The organism is Eggerthella guodeyinii, assembly GCF_009834925.2.
In the GTDB taxonomy this organism is placed as follows: domain Bacteria; phylum Actinomycetota; class Coriobacteriia; order Coriobacteriales; family Eggerthellaceae; genus Eggerthella; species Eggerthella guodeyinii.
The window spans coordinates 2,539,179-2,558,044 of sequence record NZ_CP063310.1 but is presented as its reverse complement, the minus strand read 5'-3'; the positions used below and the strand labels follow the sequence as shown (position 1 = coordinate 2,558,044).

General features: G+C 68.5%; 18 protein-coding genes. 12 read left to right on the top strand and 6 right to left on the bottom strand.

Annotated features, from left to right (window positions below; all coding sequences use genetic code 11):
- Positions 1 to 2: 2 nt before the first annotated feature.
- Positions 3 to 830: a hypothetical protein gene (locus GS424_RS10795; RefSeq protein WP_244977517.1), complete on the bottom strand. Its 828-nt coding sequence runs from the start codon at positions 828 to 830 to the stop codon at positions 3 to 5.
- Positions 831 to 998: 168 nt separating this feature from the next.
- Here GS424_RS10795 and GS424_RS10790 point away from each other — a divergent pair, with 168 nt between their 5' ends.
- From GS424_RS10790 to panF, 7 genes are all read left to right on the top strand, one after another.
- A complete protein-coding gene (locus GS424_RS10790) occupies positions 999 to 1,583 on the top strand; it encodes a response regulator transcription factor (protein ID WP_160942212.1) in 585 nt (194 codons plus the stop codon).
- 73 nt (positions 1,584 to 1,656) lie between these two features.
- A complete protein-coding gene (locus GS424_RS10785; RefSeq protein ID WP_160942213.1) occupies positions 1,657 to 3,075 on the top strand; it encodes a helix-turn-helix transcriptional regulator in 1,419 nt (472 codons plus the stop codon).
- 173 nt (positions 3,076 to 3,248) lie between these two features.
- Positions 3,249 to 3,893, top strand: coding sequence for a twin-arginine translocation signal domain-containing protein (locus GS424_RS10780; protein ID WP_160942214.1), 645 nt, complete (start codon positions 3,249 to 3,251; stop codon positions 3,891 to 3,893).
- A gap of 42 nt (positions 3,894 to 3,935) precedes the next feature.
- Positions 3,936 to 5,243, top strand: a complete 1,308-nt coding sequence (locus GS424_RS10775; RefSeq protein ID WP_160942215.1) for an FAD-dependent oxidoreductase — start codon at positions 3,936 to 3,938, stop codon at positions 5,241 to 5,243.
- 21 nt (positions 5,244 to 5,264) lie between these two features.
- Positions 5,265 to 5,486 carry a 4Fe-4S binding protein gene (locus tag GS424_RS10770; RefSeq protein WP_160942216.1) on the top strand — a complete coding sequence of 74 codons (222 nt, stop codon included), beginning with the start codon at positions 5,265 to 5,267 and terminating at the stop codon, positions 5,484 to 5,486.
- Between the two features lie 144 nt (positions 5,487 to 5,630).
- A complete protein-coding gene (locus tag GS424_RS10765) occupies positions 5,631 to 5,906 on the top strand; it encodes a YhdT family protein (protein WP_160942217.1) in 276 nt (91 codons plus the stop codon).
- Positions 5,899 to 7,437, top strand: a complete 1,539-nt coding sequence (gene panF / locus GS424_RS10760; protein WP_160942218.1) for a sodium/pantothenate symporter — start codon at positions 5,899 to 5,901, stop codon at positions 7,435 to 7,437. The genes GS424_RS10765 and panF overlap by 8 nt, the downstream gene beginning before the upstream one ends.
- Here the strand turns inward: panF and GS424_RS10755 are convergent.
- On the bottom strand, positions 7,434 to 9,104 hold the full coding sequence (locus tag GS424_RS10755) for a cation:proton antiporter (RefSeq protein WP_160942219.1): 1,671 nt from the start codon (positions 9,102 to 9,104) through the stop codon (positions 7,434 to 7,436). The genes panF and GS424_RS10755 overlap by 4 nt on opposite strands.
- Before the next feature lie 135 nt (positions 9,105 to 9,239).
- Here GS424_RS10755 and GS424_RS10750 point away from each other — a divergent pair, with 135 nt between their 5' ends.
- Together GS424_RS10750 and GS424_RS10745 are read left to right on the top strand one after the other, a co-directional pair.
- Entirely contained in the window at positions 9,240 to 9,563 is a 324-nt protein-coding gene (locus tag GS424_RS10750; protein WP_154332258.1) for a heavy metal-binding domain-containing protein, read from the top strand.
- Positions 9,564 to 9,576: 13 nt separating this feature from the next.
- Positions 9,577 to 10,470, top strand: a complete 894-nt coding sequence (locus GS424_RS10745) for an ion transporter (protein ID WP_160942220.1) — start codon at positions 9,577 to 9,579, stop codon at positions 10,468 to 10,470.
- Here the strand turns inward: GS424_RS10745 and GS424_RS10740 are convergent.
- Together GS424_RS10740 and GS424_RS10735 are read right to left on the bottom strand one after the other, a co-directional pair.
- Positions 10,416 to 12,359: a sensor domain-containing diguanylate cyclase gene (locus tag GS424_RS10740; protein WP_160942221.1), complete on the bottom strand. Its 1,944-nt coding sequence runs from the start codon at positions 12,357 to 12,359 to the stop codon at positions 10,416 to 10,418. The genes GS424_RS10745 and GS424_RS10740 overlap by 55 nt on opposite strands.
- Positions 12,360 to 12,466: 107 nt before the next feature.
- Positions 12,467 to 13,417: a patatin-like phospholipase family protein gene (locus tag GS424_RS10735; RefSeq protein ID WP_160942222.1), complete on the bottom strand. Its 951-nt coding sequence runs from the start codon at positions 13,415 to 13,417 to the stop codon at positions 12,467 to 12,469.
- Positions 13,418 to 13,701: 284 nt separating this feature from the next.
- Between GS424_RS10735 and trxA the strand changes: the two genes are divergently transcribed.
- On the top strand, positions 13,702 to 14,010 hold the full coding sequence (trxA, locus tag GS424_RS10730) for a thioredoxin (protein ID WP_101722793.1): 309 nt from the start codon (positions 13,702 to 13,704) through the stop codon (positions 14,008 to 14,010).
- 90 nt (positions 14,011 to 14,100) lie between these two features.
- Here the strand turns inward: trxA and GS424_RS10725 are convergent, their stop codons facing one another.
- Positions 14,101 to 14,859, bottom strand: coding sequence for a MerR family transcriptional regulator (locus tag GS424_RS10725; RefSeq protein WP_160942223.1), 759 nt, complete (start codon positions 14,857 to 14,859; stop codon positions 14,101 to 14,103).
- 133 nt (positions 14,860 to 14,992) lie between these two features.
- Between GS424_RS10725 and GS424_RS10720 the strand changes: the two genes are divergently transcribed.
- Positions 14,993 to 16,336: an MATE family efflux transporter gene (locus GS424_RS10720; protein ID WP_160942224.1), complete on the top strand. Its 1,344-nt coding sequence runs from the start codon at positions 14,993 to 14,995 to the stop codon at positions 16,334 to 16,336.
- A 36-nt stretch (positions 16,337 to 16,372) separates the two neighbouring features.
- Here GS424_RS10720 and msrA read toward each other — a convergent pair whose 3' ends face one another.
- Positions 16,373 to 17,614 carry a peptide-methionine (S)-S-oxide reductase MsrA gene (msrA, locus tag GS424_RS10715; RefSeq protein ID WP_160942225.1) on the bottom strand — a complete coding sequence of 414 codons (1,242 nt, stop codon included), beginning with the start codon at positions 17,612 to 17,614 and terminating at the stop codon, positions 16,373 to 16,375.
- Positions 17,615 to 17,823: 209 nt separating this feature from the next.
- Between msrA and trxB the strand changes: the two genes are divergently transcribed.
- Positions 17,824 to 18,798 (top strand): thioredoxin-disulfide reductase, encoded by a 975-nt coding sequence (gene trxB, locus GS424_RS10710; RefSeq protein WP_160942226.1) that lies wholly within the window; start codon positions 17,824 to 17,826, stop codon positions 18,796 to 18,798.
- The last annotated feature ends 68 nt before the right edge of the window (positions 18,799 to 18,866 follow it).

Genomic DNA, 18,866 nt, shown 5'->3' with positions numbered 1-18,866 from the left:
GCTCAGCCCAGCCAGAGCCGGTAGACGGTGGGCGGGTCGTAGTCGGACAGCGCGAGACAGAAGCGGGACGGGTCGATGTCGTCGTAGGCCGCCGGGTCGCGGAACGTGTTCTCGTACACGAGGAACGGCAGCGTGAAGGTACGCGCCTCGCTGGGCTGCAGGGTGAACCACTCGTCGGGCAGGCTGTTTTGGACGAGCCCGCGCTCGGAGGGGACGCCGTACAGCTCTTCGAGCAGGTAACCGCCCGAATCGCCGCCTCCGCCGTTGTCGAGCATGTCGTTCGCCCCGTTGAAGTCTTCGCTCCAAAGCTGCACGACGGGGAGATTCTGCTCGTAGTCCATGGTGTTCGTCATGGTCAGGTCGACGAGCACGATCTTGCATTCGTGTTTGCGGGCTTCGGTGTACCCGGTCGTCAGGGCGTAGTGCGGATACCATTCCGCGAAAGCATCGAGGGAAACCGTCTTGAGCTCGTGAGGGATTATCTCGACGCCGTCCGAATCGTAGAGGTAGTTGTATTCGTCCAGATAGCGCTTGCGCTCCTCGTCGCTCCACGACGCGCGTTCCTCTTCGCTTACGCTGAACCATTTCCCCCGGGTCAGGCTCTCGGTTCGGAAGGTTTGCCCGAAGGGCACGTCCACGATGCGCTCGGCCTCGTAGCTGCCCGCGCCGACGGCGCTGATCGACGCAGGGCGGGATTCCCCATCCGCCGTCCGCGCTCGCGGCTCGCCGGGGGTGAATTGGAAGGCGAACCAGACGAGCGCGGCGGTGGCCGCCGCGATGCAGACGGCGCCGAGGGCCGTCCGTGCGATCCTGCTGCGTGCTGCGCTCATGGGACGCTCCTTCTCCGTGGTCCGCGATCCGACGCATCCAACCTAGCACGACCCGGCGCGAAACGGCAATGATGAAGTTTTTCATCACCCGTTCTGCCCGGGCGCGCCGGGAGCTTGCGCTATGCTGGGGAAATCCAAACGGCAAATCGGCAAGAAGGAGGGCGGCGCATGGTCTCGTGGTCGACGGCGGCGGTGCTCGCGCTGGCGTGCGTCGTGTACGGCGCGTTCTGCACGGCGGCGGCGCGGGCGTTCTTCCGCGCGCGGGCCGACCGGGCGGCGTACCGGACGGCGGGCGCGTGGGCGGCCTGCTTCGGCGTGACCGTCGTCGGGTCGCTCATGGCGCTCGACGCGCAGGGCGTCGACGCGGCCGCGGCGTTCGCGGCCTGCGCGTGCCTCGCATCGTTCCCGCTGTGCCTGCTGCTCGAACGCCGCTGGCGCAACCGCGACATGGCCGCGGCCGTGGCCTACCTGCAGCTTCATCGGCCGGCTCCCCGGCCCGCGGAGCCGGCCGCCGCGCCGGGGTCGGAATGGGGCACCGGCCTCGACGCCACCTGCGCGCGCCTCGCGCGCTCCTACGACCTGACGCGCCGCGAGGAGGACGTGCTGCGCCTGCTCATGGAGGGCCGCACGTTCGCCGAGGCCGCCGACGAGCTGGTGGTGTCCCTCAACACGGTGAAGAGCCACGTGCGCCGCATCTATGCCAAGATGGGCGTCAGCGGCAAAGCCGACCTGCTGGAGAAGGTGTCGTGCTGAACCTGCCGCATCCCCGAAAGGTGCGCTACACTGCAAAGGGTAGCAAGGTGGTGGGGCAAAGGGGAGTGCTGAGATGGGCATGAGGGTGCTGACGGTCGTCGGCTTGTCGTTTCTGTGGTCGGTCCTGTATTCGGACATCTACTTTCCCCTGTCGTTCGTGTTCGACGGCAGCGGGACGTTCTCGCAGGCCGACCTCTCGTATTTTCACACGCTGTTCTGCGTCGTGCTGCTGTGCCTGCTGGCCATCTGCTTCTTCGCCCGAAGGCTGATCCAGGATCTCGTGCGGTTCCATGCGAGGGCGCTGGCGGTCGCGGGCGTCGTCACGGGCGTGACGGGCGCCTTCGTGCTGGCGCTCGGCTCGTCGGTGCGGGGCGTCGAGGAGGTCGAGATCGGCGCCGCCACGACGTTGCTGGCCCTGTGGCTCGTGCTCGTGTTCCTGGGATGGACGAACGTGTTGATGCGCGGCAGCGAGAGCGAGATGGCGCAGAACGTGTGCCTGTCGTTCGTCGTGCACCTCGTCGTCGTGTCCTTGGTGCTGCTGACGGGCGTCCCCTTGGTCGCCTATCAGCTCGCGTGCCCCCTGTTCGCCTCGCTCGCCCTGGCGTTCTTCCCGGAGCGGTCGGAGCGATCGACGTTCGTGGGCGCGCAGGCGTTCAGGGAGCTGCCGTACCGGATCATCGTGCCGCTGTGGTTCTTCATCTTCCTGGGAATCGTGAGCACCCGCTTGATGGTGGGTTCGACGAACGGCATCCTCACCACCGACTCGCGGTTCATGACGATCGTGCCCTCGCTGGTCATCGCGGGGATCATGACGGTCTGGTGCTTCGCCGCCACCTGGTCTTCGGACACGGAGTTCTCGATGTTCTCGTTCTTGGCGGTCGCGGCGGTCTTCGGTTTCGTCGTGGTGATCCTGCTGAACCAGCACGACCTTCCCTTTTCGACGAAGCGCATCGCGGTGGCTTCCGAGCATTGCCAGGAGCTGCTCTGCTTCATGGTGCTGGTGTCGACCTGCATCAGGAAACGCCTGTCGCCGCTCGTGGCGGTCATCGCGTTTCTGGCCGCGTGCTTCCTCGTGCCCCGGTTCGCGGCGAACGACCTCGTGTATTTCGCGGGAGCCGGGATCACCCTCGACGCGAGCGGCTCCATGGCAACCGTCTCGGCGGCGGTCATCTTCGTGTTCACGGTGCTGATCGTGGTGCTGCTCATGCGCTACGGCAAGCAGTATCGCGAACAGGGGCGCGGCCAGGAAAGCGACCGGTTGGCCGAGCGCTGCGAGCGCCTTGCCCGGACGGGCGGTCTTTCCAAGCGCGAGACGGAGACGCTGGTGTGCCTGTGCGAGGGGATGAGCGTGCGGGACGTGGCCGAAACCATGTGCATCGCCGAATCCACCGTGAAGACCCACGTGAAGCATATCTACGAGAAGCTTGACGTGCACTCCCGACGCGACCTGTCCCAGCTGGTGGACGGGTACGCCTCGGACTCCTCCGCGTGATGCGTTTCCCCTGATGGAACCTCCCCTATGAGAGGGGATTCGGCCCTCGGGACGTAAATCCCCTCCTGCGCCTGAATACAGCGCGCTCCCTTCCTCCTATGATCTCGAGCGTCGTACACGCCGTCCCGTCAAAGTGGCCGGGCGGCGCGAAGGATGCAACGATAGGAGGAGTTATGGGAAACGAACCCAAGGGCGCCAAGGCCGCGGGGGTGTCGCGTCGAACGTTCATCGGCGGAGCCGTGACGTTGGGGGCGACGATGGCCGCGACCGCGCTCGGAGGATGCGCGCCGCAGGCGAGCGCCGAGTCCAAGGCGCAATCGAGCGCATCGGCCGCGTCGAGCGCGCCCGACGTGCGCACGACGGACACGGCGGGCGATCCGAGCTACCTGCCGCTCAACACGGAGCTCCCCACGCCGAAGATGCCGGCGCCCGACACGACCGAGTACGCATGCGACGTGCTGGTGGTGGGCGGCGGGCTCACGGGGCTCAACGCGGCGTGGGCCGCGGCCGAGGCGGGCAAGAGCGTCGTGCTGGTGGACAAGGGCACGCCCGGGTACTCGGGGCTTTCCGCTTGGCCGAGCTGCACGGCGTACTACGACCCCGACCTCGACGCCGATCTGGACACGTGGGACGAGTACATGCGGCGCAGCTGCGACTGCTTCGCGAACCTCACGTGGGAGGACGTGTGGGTGCAGGAGTCGAAGAGCGCGACGCAGCGCCTGATCGACTGGGGCTGGATATCGTCCTACGACCGCGCGGCCGATACCGAGTACTGGGTCGACGGGCTGTGCTGGCATGACGACGTGCGCGGGTACTAGCGGGAATTCGCCGACAAGGACCGCCGCAAGGTGTTCGGCGCGGTGCTCGAGAAGAGCGGCGTGACGGTGGTGGACCACGTCATGATCGTCGACGTGGTCGAGCGGGACGGCGCGTGCGTCGGTGCCGTGGGGCTGCACTTCAAGAGCGGCACGATGCTGTCGTTCGCGGCGAAGGCGGTGGTGCTGGCCACGGGCAACGGCGTGACGAAGTCGAGCGGGTACCCGCTGGGAGCCGACACGTTCGACGGCATCTGGATGGGCTACCAGCACGGGCTGCCCATCACGGGCGTCGAGTTCGAGGACTTCCATATGACCACGCGCTTCGCCGCGGGAAACATCCAGATGGACAACAGCTGGCCCTATTTGGAGAACATCTGGCTGACGGGCGGCACCGTCGATGCCGAGCACATGATGAAGAAGCCGGGCGTCCAGGAGCGCACGAGCAGCTTCCTCGAGGGGTTCAAGCGCAGCGACACGACCGAGCTCGAGGACATCGCCGGGGCCGCGTGCTCGTCCGCGGTGACCAAGGGCAACGCCGACGACCCCCGCAAGGGCAAATGGACGAGCCCCATCCCCAAGGGGAACACCTACGGCGCCGCGCCGGGCATGTGCGTGCACACGGCCGCGGGCATCTGGTGCGGCGTCGACAACACCGACTGCTCCACGGGCATCCCCGGGCTGTACGCCGCGGGCGACGGCACGAACGGGTGCTACGTGGGCGGGCCGAACTACGGCGCCCAGCGCGGCAGCACCTCGTCGTTCATGACCGTGCAGGGCGAGCACGCCGGCGCGGCCGCGGCGGCGTACGCCGACACGGTGGGCGAAGTCGCCCTCCCCGCCGACAAGGTCGCGGAGATCTCCGACGAGGTGCTGGCCCCCTTGTCGCGCGAGACGGGCTACGACCCGACGTGGGTGCGCGACACGCTGCACGGCATCATGGCGCCGGGATGGGTGACCATCGCGAAGAACGAGGCGAGCCTGCAGGCCGCCAAGACGCAGATCGTGCAGCTCAGAGAGCTGACGAGCGGGAAGATGATGGCCCAGAACCCCCATGACCTGCGCCTCGTGCAGGAAGTCGAGCACCAGCTGCTCGCCTGCGAGCTCAAGATCAACGCGGGCCTCGAGCGCAAGGAGAGCCGCGGCTACCACTACCGCACCGACTACCCCTTCAAAGACGATGCCAACTTCCTGCACTACCTCGTGCAGACCAAGGGCGACGACGGCGAGCCGGTGTTCGGCACGGTGGAGCTGCCCAGCCGCTGGGTGGGCGACGTGTCGGCAAGCTATGTCGAGCGCTATCCCAGCTTGTCCACGCCCGAAGAAGTGGCGAAGTACGGCGAGAAGAACTGACGAGAGGACAGGAGCAACGATATGGCTGTGACGCGCAAGGATTTGGATGCGTGCATCGGGTGCCGCACCTGCGAGACCGTGTGCCCGATGGACGTGATGTACTACGACGGCGAGCGGAACAAGTCGGTGATCGCCTACGTGCAGCAATGCATCAGCTGCGGCCAGTGCTGGCTGCGGTGCCCGAGCGGTTCGCTGGGGCTGTCGAGCGAGCTGGCCGATTTCGCCGTGAACGCAGGTCGGTAAGCCGGGAGCTCCCTCCGCTTTCGGCATCGCGCCCGCTCCGTTCGCTCGACGGGGCGGGCGCTCGCGCGCACCCGTCTCCCCCGGTTGGTGTACCATGCTATGAGCAAAACGACGCGGCGCGACGGCCGCAGCAGGGGAGGGCGTATGGCGCAGAAGGCGCTGACGGGCTATCGGGAGAAGCTCGCTCAGACGAACAGGGAGGCGAAGGCCACGGTGGTGGCGCTCGCCGTCGTCGTGGCGGTGTGGCTCGTCGGCGGGTTCGGGCTCGCGGGGCTCGACGTGCAGGTGCTCAGCACGCCGCTGTGGATCGTCGTGGGATGCGTGGGCACGTGGATCGCCGCGGTGGTCGCGGCCATCGTGCTGACGCGCTGCGTGTTCGCCGACTTCAGCCTCGACGACGAGGAGGGCCTCGATGGGTGACCTCGCCGCGCTCGTTCCCGTCGCGCTGTTCCTCGCGTTCGCCGTGGGTATGAGCATGGTCGTGCGCCGTCGCGCACGGGCCGCGTCGACCGGCGGCGGGTTCGTGAAGGAGTACTTCATCGGCAACCGCGGCCTCGGCGGCTTCGTGCTGGCCATGACCACCATCGCCACGTACGGCTCGGTGAGCTCGTTCGTGGGCGGCCCGGGCCAGGCGTGGAGCATCGGCTTCGGCTGGGTGTACATGGCCGTGGTGCAGGTGACGGCGCTCGTGCTTTTGTACGGCATCGTGGGCAAGAAGATGGCGCTCATCGCGCGCAAGCTGGACGCCATCACGGTGGTCGACGTCATCCGCGCCCGCTACGGCTCGGACGCGCTGGCGAACCTGTCGGCCGTCATCATCGTCGTGTTCTTCGGCGCCACCATGATCGCGCAGTTCGTGGGCGGCGCGAAGCTGTTCGAGGCGGTGACCGGCTACTCCTACGTGTTCGGCCTCGCGCTGTTCGGCGTGGCGGTGGTGCTGTTCACCACCATCGGGGGATTCCGCGGCGTGGCGCTCACCGATGCGCTGTGCGGCATCGCCATGCTCGTGGGCATCGTCGTCCTGGCCGCGGGCATCCTGGACGCCGGCGGCGGCTACGAGGCCATCATGGGCTCGATCGCGCAGAACCATCCCGAGATGCTCGAGCCCACGTCGGGCGGCAACATGCCGCCGTCGCTGTACTTCACCCAGTGGCTGCTCGTGGGCATCTTCACGTTCGTGCTGCCGCAGTCGGTGGTGCGCACGATGGGATACAAGGACGTGAAGTCGCTCCACCGCGCCATGATCGTGGGCACCGTCATCATCGGCGCGATGATGATCGGCGTCACGGCGCTCGGCGTGCTGGCCGCGGGCGTGCTCACCGAGGATCTCGCGGCCTACGGCGGCAGCGTGGACAACATCATCCCGCTGGCCATCGTGCGCACGCTGCCGCCGGTGCTGGCCGGCATCGCCATCATCGGGCCGGTGGCCGCCTCCATCTCCACCGTGTCGTCGCTGCTCATCTCGTCGTCCTCGGCGCTCGTCAAGGACGTGTGGATGCACTACGCCGAGGCGCGCGGCAGGCGCGTGGGCGAGCGCACGCTGTCCGTGTCGAGCCAGGCGATCACGCTCGGTCTGGGCGCGGCGGTGTTCGTGCTGGCCATCGTGCCGCCCGACGTCATCTGGAAGATCAACATGTTCGCGTTCGGCGGCCTCGAGACGGCGTTTCTCTGGGTGCTCGTGTGCGGCCTGTTCTGGAAGCGGGCGAACCGCACGGGCGCGCTGTGGTCGATGGCGGGCGGGACGCTGGCCTACTGCGCCACGATGGCGCTCGGCTTCAAGGTGGCCGACCTGCACCAGATCGTCATCGGCGTCGTCGTGGCCGGCGCGTGCATGGTCGTCGGCTCGCTGGTCGGCTCGCACGCGCCGAAGGCCCGGCTCGACGTGTTCTTCCCGGGCGACGCGGACGGTGCGGACGACCGGGGCGCCGCGGGGGCTCGCCGCGCGAGCTAGCGCCGCCCGCCGCGCTCGTGGCCGCGCTCGTCGCGGCGCTGCCGCGCGTCGTCGAACATCTGCTTGACGTCGTCCTCGCTCAGCCCCATGCGCTCGGCCGCGCGGCCCATCTCGCCCATGCGGCGGCGGTACTCCCGCACCACGCGTTCGGCCATGTGGCGGCGCCGATCCTCGCGCCGCTGCTGGCTCTCCGCCAGCAGCGGCCCATCGCCGTCGGGATCGGCGTCGGGCGCCAGCTCGCGGCGGGCCATCTCCTGCGCGGCGTAGTCGAGCGCCTCGTCGATCGCGCGCTTGCGCGCCGATCTCCGCTGCAGCAGCGCGGCCCGTTCCTGCCAGTCCCCGTCGTCCGCCTCGCGCCCCTCGCGCCGCGTCGCCAGCCGCTCGAGCGCCTCCTTGCGCGCCAGCATGCGCTCCAGCTCCCAGTGCTCGCGCAGGATGTCGCCGATGTCGCGCGGGTTGCGCGTGATCTCCTTCACGGCCTCGAGGGGCTTCGCGTCGGCCACGCGGTAGGTGAGCATGCCCAGAAGCGGCATGAGGAACACGGTGATGGCGCCGGCGGCCACCAGCACGCTGGCCGTCTCCTGCGACATGGCGTTCGCGCTGACGGCCACCGAGGTCACCGCCACGATGATGGGCAGCGCCGTGGTGCAGTACAGCGCGATGGTCAGGCGGTTGTGCGTGGATATGTCGCGCGTGTCCTTGCCGGTGGACAGAGCGACGAAGATGGGCACCGCGCGGATGAGCAGCAGCATGAGGATGAACCCGACGAGCAGCGCCGGCTGCTGGAACACGGCCATGAGGTCGATCTTCGCGCCCGACACCACGAAGAAGATGGGGATGAGGAAGCCGTAGGCCACGCCGTCGAGCTTCTTCTCCAGCCCGTGGTCGCCCTCGGGGATGATGTAGCGCAGCACGAAGCCCGCGGCGAACGCGCCCAGCACGATGTCGAGGTCGAACGCGGCCGACAGCGCCACGAGGCCCACGAGCAGCAGCACCACCATGCGCATCATGGTCTGCGACGTGCCCTCGGCGTTCGCGGTGAGGAAGTGGAACAGCCGGTGGCCGGCCTTCTTCGCCTTCGCCGGCACCACGGCCACGATGACGGCGATGGCCACGAACGCCAGCAGGATGAGGACGGTCTTCCACTCGGCGCGCGACGACAGCAGCACGGCCATGGCCAGCACGGGGCACAGCTCGCCCCAGGTGCCGTACGCCAGGATGGACTCGCCCACGCGCGTGCCGGTGAGCTCGCGCTCCTTGAGGATGGGCATGAGCGTGCCGAGCGCCGTGGTGGTCAGCGCGATGGCCACGGCGATGCCGTCGATGTGGCTGACCGAGAAGAACGGCGTGGCGCGCACCACGGCGAAGGCGAGCAGGATGGAGATGCCCCAGGTGAGCAGACCGCGTTTTCCCTGGGAGCCCGTCAGGCTCTTGGGGTTGATCTCGTAGCCGGCCAGCAGGAACAGGAAGGCCAGGCCGAGGTCGGACAGCAGGCCCACCGAATCGGTGAGCACGATGGCGCCCGCCAGGTGGGGCCCCAGCAGCGCGCCGGCGATGAGCAGGAACACCGTCTCGGGGACGAGCTTGTTGGGGATGAGCTTGGCGACGATCGGGCACGCCGCCGCGACGAGCGCGATGATGGCGAGCGAAATAAGGTCGACGGTCATGGAGCGCCTTTCGTGCATATTTGGCATAGGTGCAGGTAAACGTTACTATTGTACACCTTTGGCCTTGCGCGGATCGTGGTATGCTAAGCGACACGCAATGCGCATCGGTTCAACCGTCCGTTGAAAGGAACGACCATGATCGTGACCACCACCCCGTCCGTCGAGGGCTACCGCATCACCGGCTACTACGGCGTCGTGTTCGGCGAGGTCATCACCGGCATCAACTTCCTGCGCGACTTCGGCGCGGGCATCCGCAACATCGTCGGCGGCCGCAGCGAAGGCTACGAGCACGAGCTTCTGCAGGCGCGCACCGAGGCGCTGCAAGAGCTCGAGCAGCGCGCGGCCTCCATGGGCGCGCACGCCGTGGTGGGCGTGGACATGGACTACGAGGTGCTCGGCCAGGGCAACATGCTCATGGTGACCGCCTCCGGCACCGCCGTCACGCTCGAGCAGGCGTAAGGGAACCGGTGCGATGAGCGCGACGAAGCGGGACGCCGGGAGCGCGTCGAGCGAGGGGAGGGCACCCCGGCGGGAGCCCTCGGCTTTCAAACGGCAGGCGTACTTCGCGCTCGAGGACGTGCGGCGCGGCAACGCCGTCGCGCGCTTCGTCGGCATCGCGCTGTTCGCGCTCATCGTGGCGAACGCGGTGCTCGTGTTCGCCGAGACGCGCCCCGGCATCCCCGCCGGGGTGTCGGCGGCCTTCCTCGTGTTCGGCCTCGCCTCCAGCGTGTGCTTCGCCCTGGAATACGCGGCGCGCCTGTGGACGGCTGACCTCGTGCATCCCGACCTCGGCCCGGCGCGCGCCCGCGCGCGCTACGCGCTGTCGCCGATGGGGATCATCGACCTTCTGGCCTTCGCCCCCGGCCTGTTCGTGCTGTTCGTGCCCGTGTCGGCGTCCATGCTGAACGCGGCGCGCATCATCAGGCTCGTGCGCCTCATCAAGCTGTCGCGCTACATGCGCGGCCTGCACTCCATCGCGCGCGTGTTCCACAAGCGCCGCCAGGAGATCGTCGCGGCGTTCATGGTGCTGGCCCTGCTCACCGTCACGGCCAGCGTGCTGATGTACGAGATCGAGCACCCGGTGCAGCCCGACAAGTTCGACAGCGTGTTCACGGGCATGTACTGGGCCATGACCACCATCACCTCGACGGGCTACGGCGACCTCGTGCCCCTCACGGCGGCGGGGCGCTTCGTCGGCTTCTGCACGATGCTGCTGTCCATCGGCGTGGTGGGCATCCCCGCGGGCATCTTCTCGGCCGGCTTCGTGTCGGAGTTCCGCGCGCAGGACGCGCACGACCGCCGGCGCGCGCGTCACGAGGACGCCGGCGCCTCCTCGGACGACGCTCCCGACGACCCCTCCTCGTAGAGGGCGAAGCGGTTCTTGCCGTCGGCCTTCGCGCGGTAGAGCGCCTGGTCGGCGTGGCGGTAGAGCGTCTCGAAGTCGGTGCGCGCGCCCTGGCCGAACGCGACGCCCGCCGATGTCGAGACCGTGCAGGGGCCCGCGTCGGTGAGGACGGTCATGCTCAGCGCCTTCACGAGCTCGCCGGCCTTCGCCGCCGCGGCCGCCTCGTCGGGCAGGGGAGCGAACGCCACGAACTCGTCGCCGCCGATCCGACCCACCACGTCGTAGGGCCTGAACTGCGCGCGCATCGCGGAGGCGAACCGTGCGAGCACCGCGTCGCCTGCGCCGTGCCCCAGCCGGTCGTTCGCCCCCTTGAAATCGTCGATGTCGAGGATGAAGAACGCGAAGGACATGTCGGGCGCGTCGCTCAGGAGGTCGCTGATGTGGCTTTGCGTGGCCGCCTTGTTGAACAGGCCCGTGAGCGAGTCGCGCTGCATCTGCTCGAACATCGTCCGCTCGCGGCGCTTCTCGTCGTCGATGTTCTGGCGGTACACGAGCATGCGCACCGAGCCGTCCTCGTCCCACACGAACAGGTGGGCGTAGATGCGTATCCAGTGGTACGACGCGCCGTCTTCGGTCATCTTGAACTCGAAGGTGAGGTTCTCGACGCCGCGACGGTACGACTCGAGCACGGCTTCAGGCTTGAACGTGTCGAGGTAGGCCTGGCGGTGCTCGAGCGCGATCTGCCGCTCGGCGACGACGGCGATCGCCTCGTCGAAGGGCACGTTCCTCGGCGCGCCGAGGCTTTCGAAGTACGCCTCGGTGGACTCGCTCGCCGCGCGGTTGTGCGTGACGTCGATCTCGTAGATGTCGTCGTAGAGCTGCTCGGCCGCTTCCTGGAAGATGGACCGGTGCTTCTGCTCGGTTGCGGCGGTCTGCTCGATGATCATCGTGTTGTAGCGGCGGAACACGCTCGTCGTGGCCGCGAGCACGAGCGCGATCACCGCGGCGATGACCAGCAGGGCCAGCGCGAACTGGCGGGCGATCTGGGCGTCGAGGGCCGAGGTGTCGTGGTCGACGACGAGGAACCAGTCGAGGTAGGGGACGTACTGCGCCACGAGGTAGCCCGACGACCCGGCCTCGTTGTACCACGTGCGGAACAGGTCGTCGTCGCGCACGAGCGACTCGTCCCGGAGCGCCTCGAGGCCGTCGGCTTCGAACAGGTCGACGGCGCCCTCGTCGCGCCCGTCGGTGGATACCTCGATCGTCCCCGCGCCGTCGACGAGGTAGGCCCTCGTCTCCGTCTGCTGCTCGTAGGAGGCGAACAGCGCGCGCAGATCGTCGATGCGGAAGCCCACGCCCACGATGCCGAGCGTGCCGCCGTCCTCGTCGAGGATGCGGCAGTTCACGAACACGGTGATCGCGTTGTCGGTGGCCTCGTCGTTGTCGACGTTGAGCGCGTACTCGTCCTCGCCGTCGAGGAACGCGTAGAACCAGTCGTTCTCGGGGTCGCCGGTCTTGAGGGTGCGGTTGACGCCGTTGTAATGGTAGTAGCGCGTGGTGGCGGCCGACGCGAGGAACACCGAGTCGTAGCCGTACTTGGCGCGATAGGCCTCGAGGTAGCCGGTGAGCGACGCCTCGTAGGAGGGGTCGTCGAGGCGCTCGAGCTCGCCGTCGAGGTACTCCTTGAGCAGGCTGTCGTTCGCCATGGTGAGCGACACGTTGACCGGGCGGGTGAACTGGGCGTCGATCTCGCGCGCGATGCTCTCGGAGGTGAGCACCGACACCTGCTGGGCGTCCCGCTCGAAGGTCTCGCGGTTCGAGTGGTAGCTGATGTAGGACGTCAGCACGAAGCCAAGGACGATGATGAGGCAGATGAGGACGTTGGCGCGCCAAGTGATCCGCTTGCCCATGCCCGCACCTCCTCTCCGCTCCGTCGTACCCCTGAGAGAGTCAATTGTACGATGAGGCACGACCCGCCGCCCCCGTCGCGCGGGCGTTCAACCGACGGTTGAACCTGCTACGCTTCCAGGTACGCCTGGAGGCCGGGCCAGGTGCGGGCGGCCTCGGCGTAGCCCTGCTCGTAGAGCGCGAACAGCTTGTCGGCGTCCTTCTCCATGCTGCCCACGCACACCGGCTCGGGCGGCCTGATGAGGAACAGCTCGCCGGCGTCGTGCAGGCGCGGCAGCGCGCGGTAGGTGCGGTTGTAGTCGTAGTGGCGGTGCTGCAAACGCTCGATGTAGTGGGGGTACAGGGCGTAGCGCTGGCGCAGGATGGCCATGAGCTTGTTCGGCCCCTTCACGTAGTCGGCCGCCTGGGTGAGCACGACGATGTGCTTCTTGGCGCCCGTCAGCATCGAGTACACGATGGGCACGCTGTCGCAGGTGCCGCCGTCGAGCAGCAGCTTGCCGTCCACGTCCACGATCTGGCTGACGAGCGGCATGGACGACGAGGCGATGAGGTAGGGCAGGTCGGCCAGCGAGTCGGCGAAGGGATGGTAGTCGGCCTCGCCCGTGACGAGGTCGCTCGACACGGCGATCAGCTGCATGGGCGACTCGTCGAACCCGGCGTAGTCGAACGGCTCCAGGCGGTTGGGCACCTCGTCGAAGGCGAACTCGCGCCCGCACGCGTTGCCCGTGCGCACGAAGCTCTTCATGGACAGGTAGCGCCAGTCGTCGCAGTACTTCGTGTTGAGGTAGCACGTGCGCCCGTCCTCGCCGGCCACGTAGTTGTAGCCGCACAGCGCGCCCGCCGACACGCCGATGACGCGCTCGCAGAACAGCTTCTGATCCATGAAGAAGTCCAGCACGCCGGCCGTGAACTGGCCGCGCATGGCGCCGCCTTCCAGCACGAGGTTCGCTTGCACCGTGCCGTGGCCGCGCCAGGCGGGCGTGTGGGTGGGCCGCGCGGAGGAGGCGGCGGGCGCGGCGGAGGGGGCGGGGGAGGATGCGTGCTCGGTCGATGCGCTCATGCGGGGTTCCTTTCTATGCGTCGCCTCCGATTATATCGCAGCGGGCTCGCGCTTCGCGCGCTCGCGGGTGACCGTCGCGTAACGGGCTGCCCGTCTGTGGAGCAACGGTGGAGGAAACCGTCCCCGCCTGCCGTTTGCCGAGCGATTTTGTCGGGAATATCAAGATTTATGGTCTGAACCGTAACAATTTGATGCACAGTTGAGCAAACGCGTTTACAATACGAGGCGAACAAGAACTGCCGCGGGCACGTGAAGCGCGCGGCGCTTAAAAAGGAGGCTTTAACATGAGCGAGGTCGTTTCTTCTTCTGAATTCCAGTCCAAGGTGCTCGACGCCCAGGGACCCGTGCTCGTGGACTTCTTCGCCACGTGGTGCGGACCGTGCAAGATGCTCGCGCCCACGCTCGACGAGGTCGCAACCGAGACGGCCGGCAAGGCCGCCGTGTACAAGCTCGACATCGACCAGAGCCCCGACATCGCCCAGCGCTACGGCGTGATGAGCGTGCCGACGCTCATGGTGTTCGAGAACGGCCAGGTGAAGAACCAGGCCGTGGGCGTGCAGCCGAAGCAGAACATCCTGTCGATGATCGGCTAGCATCCGGGACCGGACCGCAGCGCCGCACCGAACGAACGGAACGCCCCGACCGCACGCGGCCGGGGCGTTCTTGCGTGCGGCCGGCACCGTTCAGCGCGTTCCCACGACCCACGCGCGGTGGTAGTCCCAGCGGCCGTCCGCGTCCGATGCCGTCAGCAGGTAGCTGCCCGCCACCGCGTACGGCTCGATGCCCTGGCGGGCCGCCTCGGCGAACAGCGCGCGGGCGTTGCTGCCCTCGGCCGTAGGCGACACCTTGAGCAGGCACTCCCGGCACGTCGCCTCGTCGTGCGCGCCCGTGCGCCGCCATAGCACGGCGCCGTCGCCCGCCTGCGCGTCCACCACCGACTCGCGCACCTCGTCCGGGTCGCTCGCGAAGACGAGCACGCCGTAGCGCCAGGGCTCCTCCACGAGCAGCTTCCAGGGCGCGGCGGCATCGTAGTCGATGGCGCTCAGGCTGGCGATGGCGGGGGCGCCGGGGCGCATGCCGGCGCGCTCGAGCTCGTCGGCGGCCGCGCCCAGCGCGCGCTGGCGGGCGAGGCGTTCGCGCGTGGCCTCGAGCTCGGCGATGCGGCGCTCCACGTCGTCCTCGGTGCGGGCGAGCGCCTCGTCGAGGCCGCGGGCCGACAGCGCCCGGTAGCCCCGCAGCTCCTTCACGGGCACGCCGAGCTCGCGGTAGAACGCGATCTCGCTCGCCTCGATGAGGTCGTGCAGCGAGTACTGGCGGTAGCCGTTGGCCGCGCTGCGCCCCGCCTGCACGAGCCCCTCGCTTTCCCAGTAGCGCAGCGTGGAGGCGGCGATGCCCAGGTAGCGGGCCGCGTCCTTGATGTCGTAGAGGCGTGGCGTTCCCATGGGCGCGCTCCTTCGCGTTCGTCTGAAGATTCGGAGAATCCTGTGAAATGCGGGCTTTACCTTCAAGTAGCTTTAAGGTTTAGAGTACCATGCGGAAAAAATCTCAGCAAATCGCATAGCGGAGCGGCGCACCATGATTACCAAAGGCATGTTCAAAGAATATCTGAAGTACATCGTCCCGACGATGATCACGTTCACGCTGAGCGGCGTGTACAGCATCATCGACGGCGTGTTCGTGGGCCACGCGGTGGGCGACGCGGGCCTGGCCGGCATCAACGTGGCCTTCCCGCTCGTGGCGTTCATCATGGCCGTGGGCACGGGCATCGGCATGGGCGGCGGCGTGATCTCGTCCATCGCGCGCGGGGCGGGCAACGCCCCGAAAGCCCGGCGCGCCATGGGCACGACGCTCACGATGCTCGCGATCGCCGCCGTGCCCATCATGGCGCTGCTGCTCGCCTTCGCCGAGCCCATCTGCAGGTTGCTGGGCGGCCAGGGCGAGACGCTCGCGCAGGCCGTGGCGTACACGAGCGTCATCGCCTGGGGCGTGCCGTTCCAGATCCTCGTGACCGGCTGCACGCCGCTCATCCGCAACCAGGGGAACGTGGCCTACGCGATGGCCGTGCAGGTGTTCGCGGGCCTCATGAACGTGGCGCTTGACTACGTGTTCGTCATCCTGCTGGGCATGGGCACGGCGGGCGCGGCCGGCGCCACCGTCATCTCGCAGGCGTCGTCGTTCGTGCTGGTGCTGGGCTTCTTCCTCGCGAAGAGGAACCGCATCGCCTGGTCGGACCTGCGTCCCGACCGTCGCATCGCGCTCCATGCGCTGCGGCTGGGGCTCGCCCCGTTCGGCCTGACCATCCTGCCGGAGGCCACGGTGGTGGCCATCAACGTGAACCTGTCGATGTACGGCGGCGAGCAGGCGCTGGCGGCCTACGCGGTGGTGTCCTACACCGCCTGCGTCATCCAGATGCTCATCCAGGGCGTCGGCGACGGCTCGCAGCCGCTCATCAGCAAGCACTACGGGGCGGGCGACGCCGACGGTGTGCGCCGCTTCCGCAACACGAACTACCTGATCACCATCAGCCTGGGCGTGCTGGGGCTCGCGGCCATGTACCTGCTGCGCAATCAGGTGCCGCTGCTGTTCGGCGCGTCGGCCGAGACGGCGGGCCTCATCGCCTACGCGCTGCCCATCTTCTCCACGGCGTACGTGTTCTACGGGTTCACCCATGCGTCAACCTCGTACTTCTACGCGGTGGACGACGCGAAGGCGTCGAGCGCCATCGTGTACGGCGAGGCGCTGCTCGTCGTCCTCATCGTGTTCGGCGCGGCGCGCCTGTTCGGCCTCGACGGCATCTGGCTGTCGGTGACCGCCGTGCAGATGGTGCTGTCGGTGGCGGCCGGCACGCTGCTGCGCTACCGGCACCGGACGCGCCGGGCCGAGCCCGCGCTGGAGCCGGCGGCGGGCGAGGCGTGCTAGCGCGCACGCCGGGTTCCGCCGCGCCCCGCGTCGCGCTCAGCGCGCGTCGGCGAACTCCTGCTCGACGAGCGGTTTGAGGTAGCCGTAGCCCTCGGCGTCCATGCGGGAGTAGGGCACGAAGCGCAGGGCCGCGCTGTTGATGCAGTAGCGCAGGCCGCCCGCCTCGGCGGGGCCGTCGGTGAACACGTGGCCGAGGTGCGCGTCGCCCGCGCGGCTGCGGACCTCGGTGCGGTAGGTGCCGAGCGTGCGGTCGAGGTGCTCGGTGACCACCTCGCGCGCGATGGGGCGCGAGAACGCGGGCCAGCCGCATCCGGCGTCGAACTTGTCCGACGAGGCGAACAGCGGCTCGCCGCTGGTCACGTCCACGTAGATGCCCGGATCGAACGTGCGGTCGTACGCGTTGCGGAACGGCGGCTCGGTGGCGTTCATCCGCGTCACGCGGTATTGGTCGGCCGTCAGCGTGCGGCGCAGCTCGTCGTCGGAGGGGGCGGCGTAGCCGGCCTCGCGGATGCGGGCGTCCACGGCGGCGTCGCCGCCGGCCGCCTCGTCCGCGCCGTCGCCTCCGCGGTGCGGGCGAACCGCGCGTTTCGACACCGACGGCGTGGGGATGTCCTCGCGCTCCACGGCGCGCGCGGTTGCGCCCTCGCCCGGCGCGAGCGGCTCGCACAGCCCGTCCACCTGGACGCACGGCTTCCCCTCGGCGAGGCCCATGCGCTCGGCGAACGCGTCGGCGTCGCGCAGGTTGATGTGGCAGTAGGCGCCCGGGTTCTTGTCGAGGTAGTTCTGGTGGTACTCCTCGGCGGGGTAGAATCCGTCGAGCGGCTCCACCTCGGTGACGATGGGGCTCGCGTAGCGCGCCTGCTGGCGCAGCAGCGACGCCTCGATGGCGGGCAGGTCGGCCTCGTCGGTCCAGTAGATGCCCGTGCGGTACTGCGTGCCGCGGTCGTTGCCCTGGCGGTCGAGCGTCGTGGGGTCGATGGCCTCGAAGAACGCGTCCAGCAGCACGTCGGTGGGCAGGATGCGCGGGTCGTAGGTCACGGCCACGGTCTCGGCGTGGCCCGTGTTCCAGCGGCACACGTCGTGGTAGCTGGGGTTCTCGGTCGAGCCGTTCGCGTACCCTGCCACGGTGCCGCGCACGCCCGGCAGGCGCTTCAAGTAGGCTTCGAGCCCCCAGAAGCAGCCTCCGGCCAGATACAGGGTGCGCGGGGGCGCGGGATCGAGGGCTCCCTCGTCGGTCGAGGCGGCCTCGTCGGTGTGAGCGGTGTTCGCGTGATGCATTGCCCGGTCCTTTCGCTAGCGATCGCGTCCATGGTAGTGCGTGGGGCGCGGGCGCGGGGGCGACTGCGCGAATCCGTCACGCACGCGTTGCCGGCCCCCGGCCATTCCTGCTCTTTTAGCGCATATTGGTGCCAAGTTTGTGACATTTAAGCGACGTACCTTATACTGGCCCTCAGAAAACGCGAACACCGGCAAACCAGGAGGCATGCATGACCGAGGAAACCGTGAGCAACGAAACGTCCGCCGCGTGCAAGACGGCGACGACCGACGACGTCATCGACGTCGCCGTCATCGGGGCCGGCCCGGCCGGACTCACGGCGGGGCTGTACGCCGCGCGCGCCGGCCTGCACGCGGTGCTGTTCGAGCGCATCGCGCCGGGCGGCCAGCTGGCCCAGACCGAGCACATGGAGAACTACCCGGGCTTTCCCGAGGGCGCCAACGGCTTCGAGCTGGCCTTCGCCATGAAGCAGCAGGCCGACCGCTTCGGCGTGAGCAACGTGGGCGAAGAGGTGGTGTCGGTGGACTTCACCCAGAACCCGAAGGTGCTGAGGACGGCGTTCAACGAGTACCGCGCCAAGAGCGTGATCATCGCCACGGGCGCGCGCCCGCGCAAGCTGGGGCTCGAGCTCGAGGAGGACCTGCAGGGCCGCGGCGTGTCGTACTGCGCCACGTGCGACGGCAACTTCTTCCGCGACAAGGAGGTCATGGTGGTGGGCGGCGGCAACACGGCCGCGGGCGACGCCATCTACCTGTCGCGCATCTGCAAGAAGGTGTACCTCGTGCACCGCCGCGACAAGCTGCGCGCCACCGCCATCTACCACAAGCGCCTCGAGGACCTGCCGAACGTCGAGTTCGTCTGGAACGCGGTGCCCCGCAAGCTCGTGGCCGACGAGGGCAAGCTGGCCGGCGTGCGCCTCGAGATGCTCGAGACGGGCGAGGAGCGCGACCTGCCCGTGGACGGCCTGTTCGTGGCCGTGGGCACCGAGCCGAACACCGAGTTCCTGGGCGGCGCGCTGCAGCTCGACGAGACGGGCTACATCGTGGCCGACGAGTCGTGCACGACCGAGGTGCCCGGCGTGTTCGCGGCCGGCGACGTGCGCACGAAGTTCCTGCACCAGGTGGTGACCGCCGTGTCCGACGGCGCCGTCTGCTCCGAGGAGGCCGCCGAGTTCCTGGCGATCTAGCAAGGGGTGCGCAACGCCTGACGATCTGCTATCATAAACCGGTTACAGCACGAGCGCCCGCTCCGCAT

Bases quoted from the DNA above. Each gene is read 5' to 3' on its own strand.
- GS424_RS10750 (WP_154332258.1), top strand. From the start codon at position 9,240: ATGATCGTGACCACCACCCCGTCCGTCGAGGGCTACCGCATCACCGGC.
- GS424_RS10725 (WP_160942223.1), bottom strand. From the start codon at position 14,859: ATGGGAACGCCACGCCTCTACGACATCAAGGACGCGGCCCGCTACCTG.
- GS424_RS10735 (WP_160942222.1), bottom strand. From the start codon at position 13,417: ATGAGCGCATCGACCGAGCACGCATCCTCCCCCGCCCCCTCCGCCGCG.
- GS424_RS10785 (WP_160942213.1), top strand. From the start codon at position 1,657: ATGGGCATGAGGGTGCTGACGGTCGTCGGCTTGTCGTTTCTGTGGTCG.
- GS424_RS10755 (WP_160942219.1), bottom strand. From the start codon at position 9,104: ATGACCGTCGACCTTATTTCGCTCGCCATCATCGCGCTCGTCGCGGCG.
- GS424_RS10770 (WP_160942216.1), top strand. From the start codon at position 5,265: ATGGCTGTGACGCGCAAGGATTTGGATGCGTGCATCGGGTGCCGCACC.
- GS424_RS10720 (WP_160942224.1), top strand. From the start codon at position 14,993: ATGATTACCAAAGGCATGTTCAAAGAATATCTGAAGTACATCGTCCCG.
- trxA (WP_101722793.1), top strand. From the start codon at position 13,702: ATGAGCGAGGTCGTTTCTTCTTCTGAATTCCAGTCCAAGGTGCTCGAC.
- GS424_RS10795 (WP_244977517.1), bottom strand. From the start codon at position 830: ATGAGCGCAGCACGCAGCAGGATCGCACGGACGGCCCTCGGCGCCGTC.
- GS424_RS10765 (WP_160942217.1), top strand. From the start codon at position 5,631: ATGGCGCAGAAGGCGCTGACGGGCTATCGGGAGAAGCTCGCTCAGACG.
- trxB (WP_160942226.1), top strand. From the start codon at position 17,824: ATGACCGAGGAAACCGTGAGCAACGAAACGTCCGCCGCGTGCAAGACG.
- GS424_RS10790 (WP_160942212.1), top strand. From the start codon at position 999: ATGGTCTCGTGGTCGACGGCGGCGGTGCTCGCGCTGGCGTGCGTCGTG.
- GS424_RS10740 (WP_160942221.1), bottom strand. From the start codon at position 12,359: ATGGGCAAGCGGATCACTTGGCGCGCCAACGTCCTCATCTGCCTCATC.
- msrA (WP_160942225.1), bottom strand. From the start codon at position 17,614: ATGCATCACGCGAACACCGCTCACACCGACGAGGCCGCCTCGACCGAC.
- GS424_RS10780 (WP_160942214.1), top strand. From the start codon at position 3,249: ATGGGAAACGAACCCAAGGGCGCCAAGGCCGCGGGGGTGTCGCGTCGA.
- panF (WP_160942218.1), top strand. From the start codon at position 5,899: ATGGGTGACCTCGCCGCGCTCGTTCCCGTCGCGCTGTTCCTCGCGTTC.
- GS424_RS10745 (WP_160942220.1), top strand. From the start codon at position 9,577: ATGAGCGCGACGAAGCGGGACGCCGGGAGCGCGTCGAGCGAGGGGAGG.